The 15,766-nt window shown below is 59.8% G+C and carries 13 protein-coding genes and 1 pseudogene; 5 read left to right on the top strand and 9 right to left on the bottom strand.

Annotation, left to right across the window (positions count from 1 at the left end; translation table 11 throughout):
• Positions 1 to 183 precede the first annotated feature (183 nt).
• The gene (locus tag AC3WQZ_RS10035; protein WP_492300443.1) at positions 184 to 375 is read right to left on the bottom strand and encodes a hypothetical protein; all 192 of its coding nucleotides are present in this window, start codon (positions 373 to 375) and stop codon (positions 184 to 186) included.
• A 324-nt stretch (positions 376 to 699) separates the two neighbouring features.
• On the opposite strand from AC3WQZ_RS10035, the pseudogene AC3WQZ_RS10040 reads away from it, so the two are divergent.
• Positions 700 to 1,106 (top strand): annotated as a pseudogene (locus AC3WQZ_RS10040) (lysozyme).
• Between the two features lie 79 nt (positions 1,107 to 1,185).
• Complete coding sequence (locus AC3WQZ_RS10045) at positions 1,186 to 1,476, top strand: hypothetical protein (RefSeq protein WP_492300444.1); 291 nt, start codon at positions 1,186 to 1,188, stop codon at positions 1,474 to 1,476.
• A gap of 4 nt (positions 1,477 to 1,480) precedes the next feature.
• On the opposite strand, the gene AC3WQZ_RS10050 is transcribed toward AC3WQZ_RS10045, so the two are convergent.
• Genes AC3WQZ_RS10050 through AC3WQZ_RS10085 form a run of 8 tightly spaced genes read right to left on the bottom strand, consistent with a single transcriptional unit; the run spans position 1,481 to position 13,271 of the window.
• On the bottom strand, positions 1,481 to 2,428 hold the full coding sequence (locus AC3WQZ_RS10050) for a COG2958 family protein (RefSeq protein ID WP_492300445.1): 948 nt from the start codon (positions 2,426 to 2,428) through the stop codon (positions 1,481 to 1,483).
• Positions 2,429 to 2,437: 9 nt separating this feature from the next.
• Positions 2,438 to 3,217: an SMODS domain-containing nucleotidyltransferase gene (locus tag AC3WQZ_RS10055; protein ID WP_492300446.1), complete on the bottom strand. Its 780-nt coding sequence runs from the start codon at positions 3,215 to 3,217 to the stop codon at positions 2,438 to 2,440.
• Between the two features lie 4 nt (positions 3,218 to 3,221).
• Entirely contained in the window at positions 3,222 to 3,758 is a 537-nt protein-coding gene (locus AC3WQZ_RS10060; protein WP_492300458.1) for an SLATT domain-containing protein, read from the bottom strand.
• A gap of 10 nt (positions 3,759 to 3,768) precedes the next feature.
• On the bottom strand, positions 3,769 to 6,840 hold the full coding sequence (locus tag AC3WQZ_RS10065) for a type I restriction endonuclease subunit R (RefSeq protein WP_492300447.1): 3,072 nt from the start codon (positions 6,838 to 6,840) through the stop codon (positions 3,769 to 3,771).
• Positions 6,827 to 8,203, bottom strand: a complete 1,377-nt coding sequence (locus AC3WQZ_RS10070; RefSeq protein ID WP_492300448.1) for a restriction endonuclease subunit S — start codon at positions 8,201 to 8,203, stop codon at positions 6,827 to 6,829. The genes AC3WQZ_RS10065 and AC3WQZ_RS10070 overlap by 14 nt, the downstream gene beginning before the upstream one ends.
• A gap of 35 nt (positions 8,204 to 8,238) precedes the next feature.
• The gene (locus tag AC3WQZ_RS10075) at positions 8,239 to 10,626 is read right to left on the bottom strand and encodes a type I restriction-modification system subunit M (protein WP_492300459.1); all 2,388 of its coding nucleotides are present in this window, start codon (positions 10,624 to 10,626) and stop codon (positions 8,239 to 8,241) included.
• Between the two features lie 11 nt (positions 10,627 to 10,637).
• The gene (locus tag AC3WQZ_RS10080) at positions 10,638 to 12,356 is read right to left on the bottom strand and encodes a DUF262 domain-containing protein (protein ID WP_492300450.1); all 1,719 of its coding nucleotides are present in this window, start codon (positions 12,354 to 12,356) and stop codon (positions 10,638 to 10,640) included.
• A gap of 15 nt (positions 12,357 to 12,371) precedes the next feature.
• Positions 12,372 to 13,271, bottom strand: a complete 900-nt coding sequence (locus AC3WQZ_RS10085) for a WYL domain-containing protein (protein WP_492300452.1) — start codon at positions 13,269 to 13,271, stop codon at positions 12,372 to 12,374.
• Between the two features lie 555 nt (positions 13,272 to 13,826).
• On the opposite strand from AC3WQZ_RS10085, the gene AC3WQZ_RS10090 reads away from it, so the two are divergent.
• The 3 genes from AC3WQZ_RS10090 (at position 13,827) to AC3WQZ_RS10100 (ending at position 15,698) form a co-directional block, all read left to right on the top strand.
• Positions 13,827 to 14,237 (top strand): helix-turn-helix domain-containing protein, encoded by a 411-nt coding sequence (locus AC3WQZ_RS10090; RefSeq protein ID WP_492300453.1) that lies wholly within the window; start codon positions 13,827 to 13,829, stop codon positions 14,235 to 14,237.
• Between the two features lie 266 nt (positions 14,238 to 14,503).
• Complete coding sequence (locus AC3WQZ_RS10095; protein ID WP_492300455.1) at positions 14,504 to 15,214, top strand: TnsA endonuclease N-terminal domain-containing protein; 711 nt, start codon at positions 14,504 to 14,506, stop codon at positions 15,212 to 15,214.
• The gene (locus AC3WQZ_RS10100; protein ID WP_492300457.1) at positions 15,177 to 15,698 is read left to right on the top strand and encodes a hypothetical protein; all 522 of its coding nucleotides are present in this window, start codon (positions 15,177 to 15,179) and stop codon (positions 15,696 to 15,698) included. The genes AC3WQZ_RS10095 and AC3WQZ_RS10100 overlap by 38 nt, the downstream gene beginning before the upstream one ends.
• The last annotated feature ends 68 nt before the right edge of the window (positions 15,699 to 15,766 follow it).

Genomic DNA, 15,766 nt, shown 5'->3' on the forward strand with positions numbered 1-15,766 from the left:
ACACCTCTCTTTTCTCTGTTTTCTCTGGTGGTCACGCGAGCGTTCTTGAGGCCACTTCCTTTGCTGGCGCGGGTTTAGAGGCGGTCGGTTGTGGCTGGCAACTCCCGTAGCGGTGGCGACCGAGAACGGAGCAGGTGCAAAAAAACCGCCCGGAGGCGGTTGCTGGCGCTGGGCTCGACGCGGTCACGCGGGCGGCGCGAGCACCCGCATCTGGTCGCCCCAGCCGTTGGGCCAGGGCCGTCGCATGACCTTCTCCAGGACGGCGTCGGGCGAGCCCACCAGCCGTTCCACGACCTCCGGGGCCAGTAGGGTCAGCCGCATCACGCGGCGCACCTGCGTCACGTCCATGCCCTCGGCCTCGGCGATCTCGGCCACCGAGCCCGCCCGCTGCTCGTCCAGCAGGCGTTACCAGTGGTGCGCCAGTCCGAGCGCCCGCATCAGCGCGGTGTCCTGGGCGGGCCCGCGATTCCCGCTCCCGGGTGCTGCGCCGCCAAGACGGCCGCATCCGCGGCTGCCGTGACTGCAGGCGCTGGCTGGGGCACGGCCATCCTGCACACCTGGACAGAGGCCGATCAGGCTCTGTGGGCCGGGGTGCTGAACTTCTGGTTCCTCGGGCGGGTTTTCGACCGGGTGCGACCGTGATCGAAACCAAAAGCGGCCATCGAGCTGGCCAAGCGCTTCGAGGGGTTCGAGCGCCGGGTGAAGTGCGGAATCGAGATCACCGCCGTTCCCTACATCTGCCCCGCAGGTTTCTGGACGATTGGTTACGGCCATCTCTGTGATCCCAAGCACCCGGCGATCACGGAGGCCGAAGCCGAGGTCTATCTGGCGCGCGATCTTTGCGCTGACGGCACTGGCCGTGACGCTGCGCTACTGCGCGGTTGGCCACCGAGCCGGAGAGTCGGCTCGCGGCAATCGTCGACTTCACGTTCAACCTCGGTGCGGGGCGGCTGCAGACGTCGACACTGCGTCGACGGATCAATCAGCGGGACTGGGTCGCAGCCGCGACAGAGCTGCGCCGATGGGTCTATGGCGGCGGGAAAGTGCTGCCGGGACTCGTCACTCGCCGGGAGGCTGAGGCAACTTGGCTGCTTCCCAACACCTGAACCAGAAACGTCCAGAAGAGCTTGGCTTCATCCCCGAACAGCGCGTTCATGTCATCCACGCCAACAAGGAGCATTAACCATGAGTAACCGATTCAAGCGCGTCGTCATTGATGACGTGACCTGGCGCAACATCGATACCAGCCTGCAGGACAACCTGCTCGATCTGTTCGAATCGGCCATGAAGTCGGTGGCCAAGACGTTGGTGCGCGAGGCCAAATTCGACACCATCGACTTCGCCACCGCCAAGACACGAGGCTGCGAGGGATTCACGCTGCTGGTGAGCCGCACCCGCGCCGATTCGCGCGACGGATGGTTCGGTGCGTTTCAGCGCGGCGACGAACGCCTCGACGTCATCGGCCACCTGGAATAGGCGGTCAGTCGTCCAGTTCCGGAACGTCCCAATCCGCCGGGCGCGCCTCGCCGGTCTGGTAGAACTGCTTCACCAGCTTCACGTACTCCAGGAAATCCCGGTTCTCCGTGGCCAGCCGATTGGCCATGTCCCAATCGATCTCGTCGCGCTCGCGGGCCGGAATCAGCACCTGACTGTCGGCAGGGTTGTCCACGTCCAGCTTGATGAAGCCGATGCCGTGGGCAGCAAAGAGCATCCGCAGTTCCTTCAGCGTGTCGGTACCGCCGATTTCTGCTGCAACCAGATAGCCGAAGTTGGCCCATGACGAGTTCGATACGGCCTGAAAGAAGCACTCGCGCACGTTCGAACGGTTGATCAGCAGCTTGACCTCGAACGACCACAACTTCGTGCGCTTGTCGGAATACTGCGTGACGCAGTCGCGCACTTCGCGGTGCCATTCCTTGCCCAAATCCTCCATGCCCACTAAATCCGGGTACAACCAGCGGTTGCCGTTGGGACCGCGCTTATTCGACGAACGCTTCTCGTCGATGCGTTTGGAGAAGACGTCGAACTCCTCCCACAGATATTGCGACAGCAAGGGGTACAGGGCGTGTTCGTCAATCTTCGAAGCGCTCGCGTCCACCTCAACCGACGTCCCCTCGCTTTCAACCGCCGCTACTTCTGCGCTGTCCGAGCGCTCCGAATAGTAGTACCTGCGCGGCCGTCCCTCGGTCGTTTTAAGTTCTGGATGCTTCGCTTGCATCCGCGGGCGCTGCGAGCTGATTTCTGCAACAAGCTGCTGAACCAGATCCGCATCAGACTTGATGTAGTCGCCACGGCTATTGGCCCGCTTTTCCTGACACTCATCCGGATAGGAGGCGAACACCCACTCGGCGATCTGCCGTGCAGTGAATTTCTGCTCGGGCCGTTCCTTCAGGTAGCCGATGACGGCCTTTGCAAGATTGAGCGCCATTATTCCTCCTCAGCGCCGGAACAGCTTTTTGATTTCGTTCTCTGCCGTCACCGGCATCTCATCCTTCTCATACTGACGAACGTTGGCCACGATGATTTTCGCGCGGGTAATCTCGTCGTTCACCCACTGTGTGTATGAGGAACTCGTGTTCAAGTTATCGATGACCGCGAAGAAATAGTCCTTCTGGTTTACCGGGAACCAGAAGCTCAGGCCGCAGACCCATTTCTCCATTTCGAAGGAGGATCGAAACGGAAACCCTGCGGTGGCATTCCAGTACTTGAACAGCCGAATAGACGGCTTGATCAGTGACTTGTGCTCTTTGTTCTTCGCCTCAAGCGTTGCGTTGAAATCATTCGGGTTGGTCGTCATCCAGCCGCCAGAGCCATCCGGAATCTGCAACTCACCGAGCCACGTTGTTGTTGCCGGCACGAGGTCGAACTTGATGTGGTTCAGTTCGAGGACAATGGTCGGACTGGACTGGCGGATGTCCGACGAGCTGTAGTACTTCTCGACGAAAGCCTTCAGCCGGTTCAGATAGGTCTGTGGCGTGGCGTTGTTCTCGCTGAACACGATCATGTAATCAATATCCGAACGCTCGTCCATTGAGCGCGGCAGAATCGTGCCCCGCGTCGACGACCCGAAGCGGAAGTGCTGCTTGATTACACCGCTGCTGAAATGCTGGCCGATCCGGGTTTGCAGTGTGGAGATCGATGTCGTGATCGACAACTGCTCGGTTGTGGAGAGCACGGCTCTGCTGGCCCTGTCCGTCAGAAAACTCAATACCGACATCCTGTCATTTCTCCTTGTCCACTTTGTGGGTGGCTTCGCCTTCTTCGATGCCTTTGCGTGCAGCGACAAATGCGCGTCTTGGAATACTCGGGCTCTTCTGGTTCAGCTCATTGCGTGCAGAGGCAAGTGCCTTCAATCTCTCAGGAAGCTCTCCCAGCCGATCAGTCTCAAGCAATTCGATCTCGCGGAAAAAGCGGGCTTCATTCCGAAGAGCCAAAAACTGCCCGGCAGCGGCCCGGTGCATTGCAGCCCGCTCGTTGGGCTTGAGAAAGGTCATCAACCCTGTCAGTAGCGACGCTAGCAAGGTAAAGGCACTGGCCCACTCAGGCTGGCTTTTGACCAGAGCGGCACCTGCAATCGCACCAAGAGCGGTTGCAGGAACACCGAGCCAGTAGTTGCGCCGAACCCATGTGTCTTCGGCATTGAAATGCCCCTTGCTCGAATACAGGGCGTCTTCTTCCAGTCGCTCGGCCTCTCTGCAAAGCGCAGAAATTCTGGCTTGATCCTCTGGAGATATTTCGGTCATCGCGTCTTCCCGCACCAATTCCTTCTCATGCCGACGCCCCAGTCTGCGGCGGTGCCTTCGGCGGAACCACGCCTGGCTGATAGGTCGCATCGAACACCGTGTCCGTCAGCCAGCGCTTGAAATTGGGGTTGTCGCTGAACTGCTTGAACAGTTCGGTGTGGTCGGACAGCAACTCCAGCACCACGCGGTTGAGCGCCTTGTCGTGCTCCAGCTTGGCGTTTTGCTTGTCGGAGTTCGCCTGCGCGTTCTGGTAGGCCTTGTCCTGCGCTACCCGCGCCGGGATTTCCTCTGCAATGACCTTGCGGATCTTGTCCTCGTCCTTCCACTCGATGTTACCGAACAGGTCGTTGAAGGTCTTGATGATCGCGGAGAGTTTGTCGATGTCTGCCTCGCCTTTGCCACCACCGCCGCCCGGCGGTACTGGCTCAACCGTGGCGTCGGCATCGGCCATCGCCATCTTCAACGCTGCTTTGGCCTCCACACGGTAGCTGTCCATGTCGATGGTCTCCAGAACCCCCTTGGAGAGGTCTTCCTCTTTGGGCGCGGGCAGCTTGGGAATGAGGAAGTTCAGGAAGATCGACAGCTTCTCCCAGGTCGGGTGGCCGTAGCTCAGGATCGCGGCAAGAAAGCCGTAGCTGCGCACGAAGGCCTTGGCTTTACCCTTGAACTTGACCTGATCGTCCTCGCCGAGCTTGTCGGTGTACTCGGCGACGCAAGCATCGAGGATAGGGTCGAGTTTGTCCCGGTCTGCGCCGCTCAAGTACAACGCCACCAAGTCTTCCACCTGCTGCCAGCTATACACCTGCTGCCCGTCGAGTTCGGCTTTCAGATCGTGTAGTTTGTTGGCGTCGGTTTCGCCGGTCTGGATAGTCGCGCGGTAGTAGTCCTGGAACGCTGCCTTCACCGCCTCGGCGTTGTCGGCGAAGTCGAGCACGAAAGTGTCGTGCTTTTGCGGGTGCGCGCGGTTCAGGCGTGACAGTGTCTGCACCGCCAACACACCCGCCAGCGGCTTATCCACATACATCGTGTGCAGCAAGGGCTCATCGAAGCCGGTGACGAACTTGTTGGCAACGATCAAGAGGCGATACGGGTCTTGCTTGAGATTGGCCGGAATATCCTTGCTCGGAAACCCGTTGAGATCTGCCTCGGTCTTCTTCTGGCCGCCAATCTCGAAATCACCCGAGTACGCAACGATGGCCTTGTACGGGCTCTTGATCTGCGTGAGATAGTCCGACACCTCGCGCCAGTAGTCGATGGCCCGCGCGATGCCGTTGCAGACGATCATTGCCCGCGCCTTGCCGCCGATCTTCTGCTTGCCCGCGACCTGTGCGATGAAGTGATCAACCATGATCTCGGCCTTGCGGCGGATGGCCTTGTCGTGCGACTCGACGTAGTGGCGGATCTTCTTCAGCGCCTTCACCTTGTCGAATTCCGGATCGTCCGCCACCGTCTTGGCCACTTGGTAGAAGCTGTCGTAGGTGGTGTAGTTCTCCACCACGTCGAGGATGAACTTCTCCTGGATTGCCTGCTTGGTGGTGTAGGTCAGTTCTTCGGGCGAACGGAATTGCACCTTGTCGCCAACGAGGGTCTTCTCGCCAAACAACTCCAGCGTCTTGTTCTTGGGTGTGGCAGTGAAGGCGAAGTAGCTGGCGTTGACCAGCAACTTGCGCGAGGCAATGCGCTTCTCGATTTCCGCGTTGACCGCATCCTGCGTGCTGTCCTCCTCGAACTCCTCCTCGGCAACCTTGCCGCCGAGGGCTTCGTGCATCCGCGCCGTGGTCTTGCCGCCTTGGCTGGAATGCGCCTCGTCGATCAACAGCGCGAAGCTCTTGCCGGAGAGGTCGCCCAGCTCATCGAGGATGAACGGGAATTTCTGCACCGTGGTGACGATAATCTTCTTGCCCCGGCGCAGGTACTCGCGCAACTCCTGCGCGTTGTCGGAGTGGCCGAAGATCGCCGCCACGTGATCGTAACCCTTGATGGTGCGGGCGATCTGCGTGTCCAGCGCGCGCCGGTCGGTGATGACGATGATGGAATCGAACTGCGCCGTCAGCGGGTCGTCGTTGCGGCGCAGCTCCACCAACTGGTGCGCCAGCCAGGCAATCGTGTTGCTCTTTCCGCTGCCTGCCGAATGCTGGATCAGATAACGCTTGCCCACCCCGTCGGTATGGGCCCGACGCAGCAGGGCACGCACCGTGCGCAACTGATGGAAGCGTGGGAATATCTGCTTGCGCTTCTTGCGTTTCTTGCCGCTGGCGTCTGCTTCTTCCTCTTCCACCACCTGCGCGTAACTCTCGATGATGTTGGCCAGCGATTCGCGGGTCAGCACCTGCTTCCACAGGTAATCGGTCTTCAGACCATCCGGGTTGGGCGGGTTGCCTGCGCCGCTGTTCCAGCCCTGGTTGAACGGCAGGAACCACGATGCCTTGCCCTTCAGCTCGGTACAGAACGCGGCCTCCGCGTCATCGACCGCGACATGCGCCACGCAACGGCCCAACTGGAACAAAAGTTCCTGCGGGCTGCGCGTGGTCTGGTACTGGACGATGGCGTCGGCCAGGGTCTGCTTGGTCAGCGAGTTCTTCAACTCGAAAGTCAGCACCGGCAGGCCGTTGATGAAGATCGCGAAATCCAGTTCGTTGCCGGAGTCGTTGCTGTAGCGCACCTGCCGGGTGACGCTGAAGATGTTCTTGCTGAAGGCATCCGCTGCGGCGGCATTGCCCGGCGTGGGCAGCAGCTTGTAGAGATCGACGTGTACCGGCCCGTGGCTCACACCCTTGCGCAGCACGTCCACCACGCCGCGCTTGGTGATCTCGCCCTGCAGGCGGTGCAGGAACTGGGTGCGTTTGATGCCGTCCGCCGCCAGTTCCTGCGTGTCCACCGCCTTGGGCTGGGTGGCCTGCAAGAAGGCCAGCAACTGCGCCACATCCAGCGCTACGTCGCGGTTGTAGTCGGTGGGCTTACCCTGCACGTAGCCGTTGTGGGTGGCGGCGAAGTCCGTGGGAGCCAGCTCATAGCTGTACTCCGGCTGCGGCACGCCGGTCAGGCCACGCACCACGCGCGCCTCGAACCAGCGCTCGCTGGTGTCAGTCTTCGCCATCGCCGTCCTCCTCTTCAGTCACGTCCTCTTGGTCATCGCCCAGCGCGGCCAGCGCCGCCTCGTCCACCACATCCTCCGGGCCGGGCTGCCAGCCGCGCACGTCCACTTGACCCGTGACCACATCGGCAATCAGGCGGTCGCGGTATTCGCGGATCAGTTTGATTTCGTCTTCGGTGCGGGCGATGGCGTCGTCAAGCGGCTTGCACTCGTCGGTGATCCACCGGCAGATCGTTTCCTGCTCTGCGACGGGTGGCAACGCAATGACTGCATTCTTCACATCGTGCTTGCCGAGTGCAAAGCGCGTGACACCAGTGGCCAGGACATGGAACTGCTGCGCCGTGCGCGCCGAGCCGATGGCGCGAAACAAGAACTCGCCCAATACTCGATCCGGTTCGGGGCGCAACAGACCGAGGTGGTAAGCGCAAACCACGCCAGGTAAGTCCTCCGGAACCCACGCGGGTACGCCGATGTCGTCCGGGGTTTCGGAGTCCTTTGTGATAATCACATCGCACGCTTTTAGCGTAAGACGCGCAATTTCCGCCGTCGTCGCTGTGGCGCGCATCAAGTCCATATCACCCGTGATGCGGTCGTTCTTGTAGACGTCGGTGTAGTTGCACAGGCGAACTGGTGTTTCGTCGTCATGTGAATGCTTGTCCACACCGCTGAAGCGCACGTCCGCTATGTGTTTAATCAGGGCTACTTCCCAATGCTCAGGCACCTCGCCCAGCCATTCGATGCCGGACGGCTTCAGCGTCACCGATGCATCTAGGCCGCGGGTGACAGCGTGGTCGATGATGCGCAGCTTCTGTTCGGTCAGCAGCTTGATGAGATCTCGCTTGGACTTGATGAAGCGGGCGATGTGGGCATCCTGCGCGCGCAGGTAGGCGACGATCTGGTCTTGTTCGGGGTGCGGCGGGACAGGAATTGGAATTTGTCCAAACTGGTCAAAATACAGCCGGAGGCGCATATCCATTATGCCCCTCGATCTTATTTTGAACTGTTGGAGATATTTTTTTGTCCTGAATAGAAAATGATAATAGTCAGTGTTACATGACTTGATTGGCCTCAAAACATCATAGGCTGGACTGGTAACTCCTTCATAGTGGGAAGCACCAATAGCCCCCATCCAAGCGAGGAGCTTGTTGGAAATTATGTCCCCCTTTTTTACAACCCAGTATCCATCGGTTGTAGAGGCTTTGTTGCCGCGTTGTTCAAGGCTTTTTCTCGGCCTGACGCCAATATGGGTATAAACAGATAGTAATTCCATCTGATTATTTGCCGGAGCTTTTTCAATTATCAAGCGGAACATTTGCTTGGTTCGCAGGATAGCCCACGACTCAGGTAAATATTCAAACCATTTCAAATCCGTTCGCCTGTAATCAGGATAGGGCCCAAACATTATTGACCCTCCCCCACGATCTTGTGCAACAAACCTTCGCTCTGCTGCTCCAACGCGAATATGTCGGCGCGGATTTCGGCCAGCGTGCGCAGCGGAACGGGCTTGTAGAAATAGCGAGCGAAGGAAATCTCGTAGCCGATCTGGGTCTTGTCCATGGCGATCCAGGCGTCTGGCGCGTGCGGCATCACTTCGCGGGCGAAGAAGGCGTCGATGCCGCCCGGTTCCTTCAACGGTACCTGCTCGGTGTCGCGCAGCTCGCTGTCGGGTTCGTACTCGACCATGAAGCGATCCTTGCCCACGGTTTCCAGGTACGCGCCATCGAAGCCGGGCTCGAAGTGTTCGCCCGCCTTGAGCTTGCTGCGCTTGGCGATGACCGGCGGCGCGGCTTCGTCGCGCCAGCTCACCGCCTTGTAGATAGCCTTCCTCTCCGGAGCGCCGAGCTTGTCGCCCTGCGCTTTCAGAGCAGCATCGAAGCGGGTGCGGAACTCATTGTGGTCGTCGAACACGGCGCTGCCCAGTGCCTTCTGCGCTCGTTGCGCTACCTCCATCAGCGCCTTGTCGCGCTGCCAAGTTGATGCGTCGAGCAGCTTCTTGCGGCGTTTGGCGGGCACGGCCTTGCGCGCGGCGGGAGCCTCGCTGTCATCACCGCTATCACTGTCCTCGCTGTCGTCGTCCTCGTTCTCGTCCTCGCCTTTCAGCCATGCCTCGATGGCCGGTTTGCGCTTGGCGAACTCGGTATAAAGTGCCTCGCCGTGGGTGGCATAGATCTCGGCGCGCACCGCCTCGTCGCCGGAGGCAAAACGCAGGGGCTCGATGCGGTCGTCGGAGAGCTGGCTTTTCAGGCGCAGCGGGCGGTCCACCGTGATCTTCCAGTAACCGAAGTCCTCGGTGTCGAACCATTTGGACTGGGCGGATTCCTGTGCATCGCCGAGGTAGAGGTCGATGATTCGCTGGATGTCTCCGTCCGAGAGTTGGCAGTTCTTCTTGCCAAGGTTGCGGCGCAGCGGCTGGAACCAGCCGCTGGCGTCGATCAACTGCACCTTGCCACGGCGCTCTTCGGCCTTCTTGTTGGCCAGCACCCAGATGTAGGTGGCGATGCCGGTGTTGTAGAAGATGTTGAGCGGCAGGGCGATGATGGCTTCGAGCCAGTCGTTCTCCAGCACCCAGCGGCGGATGTTGCTCTCGCCCTGGCCTGCGTCGCCAGTGAATAGCGCCGAGCCGTTATGCACCAGCGCGATGCGGCTGCCCAGCGGCGTGTTGTGTTTCATCTTTTGCAGCTTGTTCACCTGGAACAAAAGCTGCCCGTCGCTGGAGCGGGTGATGAGCTTGAATTCGGCGTTGCCCGCGTGGCTGACGATGAAGCGCGGGTCATTGAACTCCTTCTTGCCGCCCATGCGCTCCAGATCGGTCTTCCAACTCTTGCCGTAGGGCGGGTTGGAGATCATGAAATCGAACTCGCGTGACCGGAACTGGTCAGCCGACAGCGTGGACTTGTCTGCGCCGCCGACGATGTTCTCGGCCTCTGCGCCTTCGCCCTTCAAGAGTAGGTCGGCCTTGCAGATGGCATAGGTTTCGTCGCTGATCTCCTGTCCGAACAGGTGGATCGACACTTCCTTGCCGTGCTGCTCGGCCAGTTCGTGTAGCGCCTCCTCGGCCACGGTGAGCATGCCGCCGGTGCCGCAGGAGCCGTCATAGAGCGAATAGGTGCTGGACTCGATGCGCTCGGCCACCGGCAGGAACAGTAGCTTGGCCATGAGCTGCACCACGTCGCGCGGGGTGAAGTGCTCGCCTGCCTCTTCGTTGTTTTCTTCGTTGAAGCGGCGAATCAGCTCCTCGAACACCGTGCCCATGCCGTGGTTGTCTAGCGCGGGCAGCTTGATGCGGCCGTCGGCATCCTTCACGGGCAGCGGAGCAAGATTGACCTCGGGGTCGAGGAAGTCGTCGATCAGGTAGCCCAGGACGTGGGAATCCACCAGCTTCTGAATCTGGTTGCGGAAGTTGAACTTGGTGAGGATTTCCTGCACGTTGGGCGAGAAGCCGTCCAGATACGCTATGAAGTCATCGCGCAGACGCTGCCCTGCCGCGCTGGCCTTCAGCTTGGCGAGCGTGAACTCCGAGACGTTGTAGAAGGCCTGACCCGCCGCCATGCGCAGCGCGCCGTCCTGCTCGGCCACCTTGTGGGTGTCGAGGAACCTTTTGCGCTCCAGCACCGCGTCCTTGGTAGCTTCGAGCACGGCGTCGAGCCGTCGCAGCACGGTGAAGGGCAGGATCACGTCGCGGTACTTGCCGCGAACGTAGACGTCGCGCAGGCGGTCGTCTGCAATGTTCCAGATGAAATCGGAAATCCACTTGATCTGGCTTTGGTCTTGTTGTTGTTTCTTCTGCATCGATACGTTCCTCAGCTCGCCGCCGTGCCTGTGGCGACGGCGAGATTCCAGTGATCTTTGAGGACGCCAACAAGGCGGTGCTGGCGCTCGGCCAGAAGCTTGGGCGTACACTCGTTTTCTGATCTGATTTCCTGCGTCAGCACGAAGGGCGACGCCTTGCCCTTGCCCCTGAAGTAGGCGTCCTTCTTCTTGGCAAAGTCGTAGTTGCTGGCAGACGAGTTCTTGTTCCTATCCAGCGGAACCAGATTGGCCAAACGGTGCGTCCAGCCATCGCGCTCGTCTTCATCCGGGAACCACTTGATCCAGTCCGAACCGTCGGGCGGCGTTTGCGGCAGGACGTGCTCCAGCGACACGGCATCTTGAAGATGCACTCCGGGGGCACGCACCAAGGACTCGAGGCGCAAGACCAGCGCCATCCGCGCCTTGGGCAGATCGTCGTAGACGTCTCCATCGAGTGCCGCGACGAACTTGCGCTTTTGCGCGTCTGTGAGGGCCAGCGTGGTGAGGGCGGCCAGATCTCCCTTGAAGCTATCAGGCTCGACTTCCTTGGTGAGCGCGGCGTAGGTTTCAATGCGCACGTTGATGCCCACCTTGGTGACCAGCAGGAAATAGGTGAGGCGTTCCAGCGACTCGAAGAATTCCGCGAGCAGCTTGGGCTGCTGCCGGAAGCGCTTGAAGTACACCAGTGCCGGAGGCACCCAGTCCTTGAAGTCCACGCGGTTGAGCCAGGACAGGTGCTCGTTGATCGTCTCGGCGTGCTCGGTGGCCTCGAAGTCGGCGTCGCGCACGAAGTTCCACACATCGGCGTAGGGCTTGATGACCTTGTCGACGAGGTCGATGGGAGCCTTGTACTCGGTGACGTGCTCCTGGAACTCCTTGACCAGCGTGGCCCGCTGCTTCTGCTTGGCGTAGATAGTGCGGATGTGACCGAACAGATCGCCGAATGCGTCGCGGCCCAGTGCGGTTTCAACCCGGCTCCACTCCTTGGCGTAGGCGCGGCTCTTGGCGTCGCCTGCCGTGGTGCGGATCAGGCCCAGCACCTGCGCCTTGATGATGTCGATGGGCGCGAGGTCGAGCCCCCGGTTGTTGAGCACGGAGAAGATGCGGTAGGCGGCTTCAAGATCGGGAGTGGAGATGACGACCAGCGAGCAGTCGTTGGCCAGGAACTGCCACATCGCTATCAGGTCTGCGGGCGGCAGCGCCTTGGCCTTGGCAAGCAGCAGCGTGGCGTTTTCGCGGTAGCGCAGGCGGCTGTCTTCCAGCTTGTCGGTGCTCGCGACCAACTGCGCGATGCCACCCGGCTCCTGAATGTTGGAGCGGAAGAAGTCGGCATCTTCCTCGCGGGCGGTCAGGCGGTATTCATTTTTCTCGCCTAGGCTGACCTTGCCCTTCTTGTAGAGGAAATCGGTGATGTCGTCGGCGGCGTGCGGCATGGCCTCGCGCAGCACCGCGAACAGCATCGTCAGCGTGGACAGGCGCTGCTGGCCATCGACCACCGACGATTTCGGTTCCCGGTCGTTCTTGATCAGAACGATGCTGCCGAGGAAGTATTGGCTGGTCGCGCCGGAGACACGGGCGTCCTGCATGGCCGAGATCAGATCGTCGAACAACTCGCCCGCCTGTTCGGTCGTCCAGGCATAGGGGCGCTGGTAGTCCGGAATCTCGAACTGGTAGCTGCCCTCGAAAATCTCGCGGATCAGTTTGTCGTGGGCTTCAAGTGTCTTGGCCATTGCGTTTGTTCTTTTCTACCGTTTCTTGGGGCTACTCGGTGCTTGATATCCCGGAGCCAGCTTGGCGTTCTCAACGCCGTACAGCGCCAGCGGATCGCTGAGCCATAGGCGGTACTGTTCTTCCTTGAGGCGATGGTCGGGCGAGCAGTCCACGCTCCAGCGCAGCAGCATGTAGCCCGCGACGGCGGCGCGAACGCGCATCCGGATCGAGCCGTCGGTCATCCCGTAGTCCATCTTGATGATCTCGGGGCGCTCAAGTCGCGGGTGCGGCACGAAGTCCAGCTCGACGATGCGCGTCCACTGGATGTCGTTGTCCGGACGTTCGTTGGCCTGCGGCTCCTCATCAAGAAGGGTCGGCGCTTCGATGCGCGTGACGACAAAGTCCCGGAACTCGTCGCTCTTGCGATCAAAGGCCCGGACGTGCCAGCGCAGGCCGGTGTCGACCAGGGCGAAGGGGACGATGACCCGCTCGGACTCGCCGCTGCTCATCGAGTGGTAGCGGATGGCGACTGGCCGTTTGGCGTGGATGGCTCGGCAGATCGGGGCCAGAACATCCATCTTGGGGTTGCTTAGGGCTGTGGGCGATTCGCACGGCAATAGCGGCTGCGAGTCGACGTTCACTCCATCACCGAACCCAAGAGCAAGTGCCGACAAGACACGCTGCGTCGCGTGCTCGAAGATCGGGACGAAAGCCTTACCGATGCGGTAGATCTTGTTGCTGCCGTCGAACTCGATGTTCTGCGGCGCGATTTCCCGGTACAGCGCCAAGTCGCGCGTTGCCCCGGCCGGGGCCATCCCAAAGCGGCTCGCCAAGTATGGGCGGCCGATTTCACCCATGAAGTACAGGCGAAAGTCGATATAAGCCAGCCGCTCCCGCTGGGCATGGCTAAGACTCTCGACGCGCTGGGGAGGCATGGTCAGGCGCTCCTCATCCACATCTGATGGCCGTAAGACCGAAAACAGAAGTTCGATTGCTCATTGGTAGGCGCTAAACATCATCAAAATGATGACATTATGCGCCACTGCTTGTAGCTGATCAAGCAATCGAAGTGGACAAGTCGTCGAATCCGGTGTCAAACGCTTGCCCAGTTCGATGCGGTCAGGTGATCCCTCGAAGCCAGATAGTACCTTGTGCGATGCACCACCTAGTCAGCACTCAGCACTCTCGTGGCGGGTATACCCGTGAATCGTTAATCGGCAGGTGTTCTGTAATGCACATATGGTATTTTTTGCGAGATCGGATGCGATTTTGATTTTCTAATCTTCTTTAGCTAAGCGTTGACTGCCGAAATTCCAGGGCAAACGGCCTAATTTTTGGAAAGCTCGCTGCTTTCAGTAAAAAAATATCAATTATTTACATTGAGAAATCGATAAGATAAGTCTTTGATCTTATTCAGAAATTTGCCTTTTCGGCAGCCTTGCCGTCGGCTATAGTTGCCCTATGCGAGACCTCAAACAATCATCTTGGATATGACCGCGCTAGGTGACTTCGTTCGACGGCATCGCGTCGAGCGTGATCTCACGCAGGCTGAGTTAGCGCGGCGCGCGGGTGTCAATGCGACCTATATCAATGCCATCGAGACAGGTAGAAATAGGCCGGATGGGCCGCAGATATTGAACGCCCTTGCGGAAGCACTAGGGCTTGACGGTGATGGCCGGCGAGCACTTAGCAGAGCTGCCGAGTTATCTCAGCGAATGCTACGGTTGCCGGAGGAGCTCTCGCCGGCGGAGCATGAGTTTGTGAGGGCCTTAGTCGAGGAACTGCCGCGCCTAGGATCGCCCGCTTTGGACATTCTCACGAATGTTCTAGCAGCGCTTCGGCTGCAGCGAACCCAAAGTTCAATGCCAATGCTGGCAAGCGGGCAAGGAGGATCTATGTAACGAAAAAGCGCCACAAACCGGAGGCCTGCAGCGCTTGTCCGGGATCCTTGTAGAGACAAAGACCCACAGCTGGCTAGAGCATGTGAGTTGAGTCTCTACCATCCCACCTCAAGCGTCAAGCCCCCCTTTTCTCTTTTTCCGCAATCGGAGGCCTGTGGCTTGACGATTTTTCGTCGAGCCGCCGCCCTCCTTCGTGCCTACGACTTGGAAACCGAACAACTTTTTGTTGTTTGGAGGGTGAGCCGTATGCCTAGAGAGGAGCTTGCATGTCATCTTCACTCACGCGCCCACGGCTCAGACCTGAGCGTGCCCATCGCCCCGTGCGAAACGTCGTATCTAGATCCGGAGGGATTCCTCGAGGGAAATTCCCCAGCCGTAAAAACGGCAGGATGGTCGCCCATGAGCACCTGCTTGAGCGCGACGCGTTGGTCTTGCTCGAGTTCTCGCCGGCAATAGCCGCTGTCAGGGAGCAGCCGCGCCATATCTACTTTGCCGACGGGGCAGAGACCGGGCGGTACACGCCGGACTTCGAGGTACTTCTCGCGAATGGCAGTGGGCGCTCTGTCCTCATCGAGGTCAAGCCGGCGGCGCAACTGCTTAAAGATGAAGTCCGTGCCAGGTTGACCGGCATTCACGCTCATCTCATAGGAGAGGGTGAAGAGTTCGTCATTCTGACTGACACGGCCATCAGGCAACAGCCCCGCCTCAGCAACCTGAAGGCGCTGCGGAAGTTTTTACCGCCATTTCCGCCTGACCACCACGCACTTCGCCTTGCGATTCGACGAATGACCGTGGCTGACTCCTGCACGCTCGGTGACGTCGTATCGGTCCTTGGGTGGAGCATGGCGGTGTCGCTGTTGACTGCCGGGTACGCTCAGATCGACCTGACTCAAGTCTGCACGTCTGCCACTCAAATTCAATTCTCGAAGGAGATTCGCCATGACTGGTTTTTCCTTGATCAAGAACACGGCTTTTGAGCTTGACGGAATTGCAACCCGCATCGTGCGTATTCAAGAGGACGGGTCGGTATCTCTTGAGGATACAAAGAGCGGGACGTACAGCACGCAGTCTGTGGAGCGACTTCTAGAGGCATACGCCCAGGGCAGAATCTCCCGCCCGCGTGCTGATATTTCCAACGAGCGACCGTCTGGAGGATATGGCAGGCCTTTTGCTGAGCTGCCGCAGAAGCTGCAGGCACTCGCGCTACGCAGCAAGCGATACTTGGACGGCATTCGCACCCACGGACCTTTGTGCTGGACGAGGAAGTTGATGGAGCCGCGAATTCGCGAGGTCGCCCACGAGCTGGGTGACGCCAGGCCACCAAGCGTTTCGACGGTGTACCGCTGGCACCGCGATGCCATGCAGTCCGCCGATCTACGTTGTCTAGTGCCGCGCTTCGATAGGCGCGGCCCGAGAGCACCGCTCACTAATCCGGAAGTGGTGAAGCTATTCTGGAGATGACCCGCTTTTTCGGACAGCACCTATCTTGAACCAAAGGAGGTGCTCATCATGGCTAAACATCACATGCC

This window comes from Cupriavidus sp. FW305-26 (assembly GCF_058787975.1).

Excerpts from the sequence above, each read along its gene's own strand:
- AC3WQZ_RS10045 (WP_492300444.1), top strand. The coding sequence starts at position 1,186 with ATGAGTAACCGATTCAAGCGCGTCGTCATTGATGACGTGACCTGGCGC.
- AC3WQZ_RS10050 (WP_492300445.1), bottom strand. The coding sequence starts at position 2,428 with ATGGCGCTCAATCTTGCAAAGGCCGTCATCGGCTACCTGAAGGAACGG.
- AC3WQZ_RS10055 (WP_492300446.1), bottom strand. The coding sequence starts at position 3,217 with ATGTCGGTATTGAGTTTTCTGACGGACAGGGCCAGCAGAGCCGTGCTC.
- AC3WQZ_RS10065 (WP_492300447.1), bottom strand. The coding sequence starts at position 6,840 with ATGGCGAAGACTGACACCAGCGAGCGCTGGTTCGAGGCGCGCGTGGTG.
- AC3WQZ_RS10075 (WP_492300459.1), bottom strand. The coding sequence starts at position 10,626 with ATGCAGAAGAAACAACAACAAGACCAAAGCCAGATCAAGTGGATTTCC.
- AC3WQZ_RS10080 (WP_492300450.1), bottom strand. The coding sequence starts at position 12,356 with ATGGCCAAGACACTTGAAGCCCACGACAAACTGATCCGCGAGATTTTC.
- AC3WQZ_RS10085 (WP_492300452.1), bottom strand. The coding sequence starts at position 13,271 with ATGCCTCCCCAGCGCGTCGAGAGTCTTAGCCATGCCCAGCGGGAGCGG.
- AC3WQZ_RS10090 (WP_492300453.1), top strand. The coding sequence starts at position 13,827 with ATGACCGCGCTAGGTGACTTCGTTCGACGGCATCGCGTCGAGCGTGAT.
- AC3WQZ_RS10095 (WP_492300455.1), top strand. The coding sequence starts at position 14,504 with ATGTCATCTTCACTCACGCGCCCACGGCTCAGACCTGAGCGTGCCCAT.
- AC3WQZ_RS10100 (WP_492300457.1), top strand. The coding sequence starts at position 15,177 with ATGACTGGTTTTTCCTTGATCAAGAACACGGCTTTTGAGCTTGACGGA.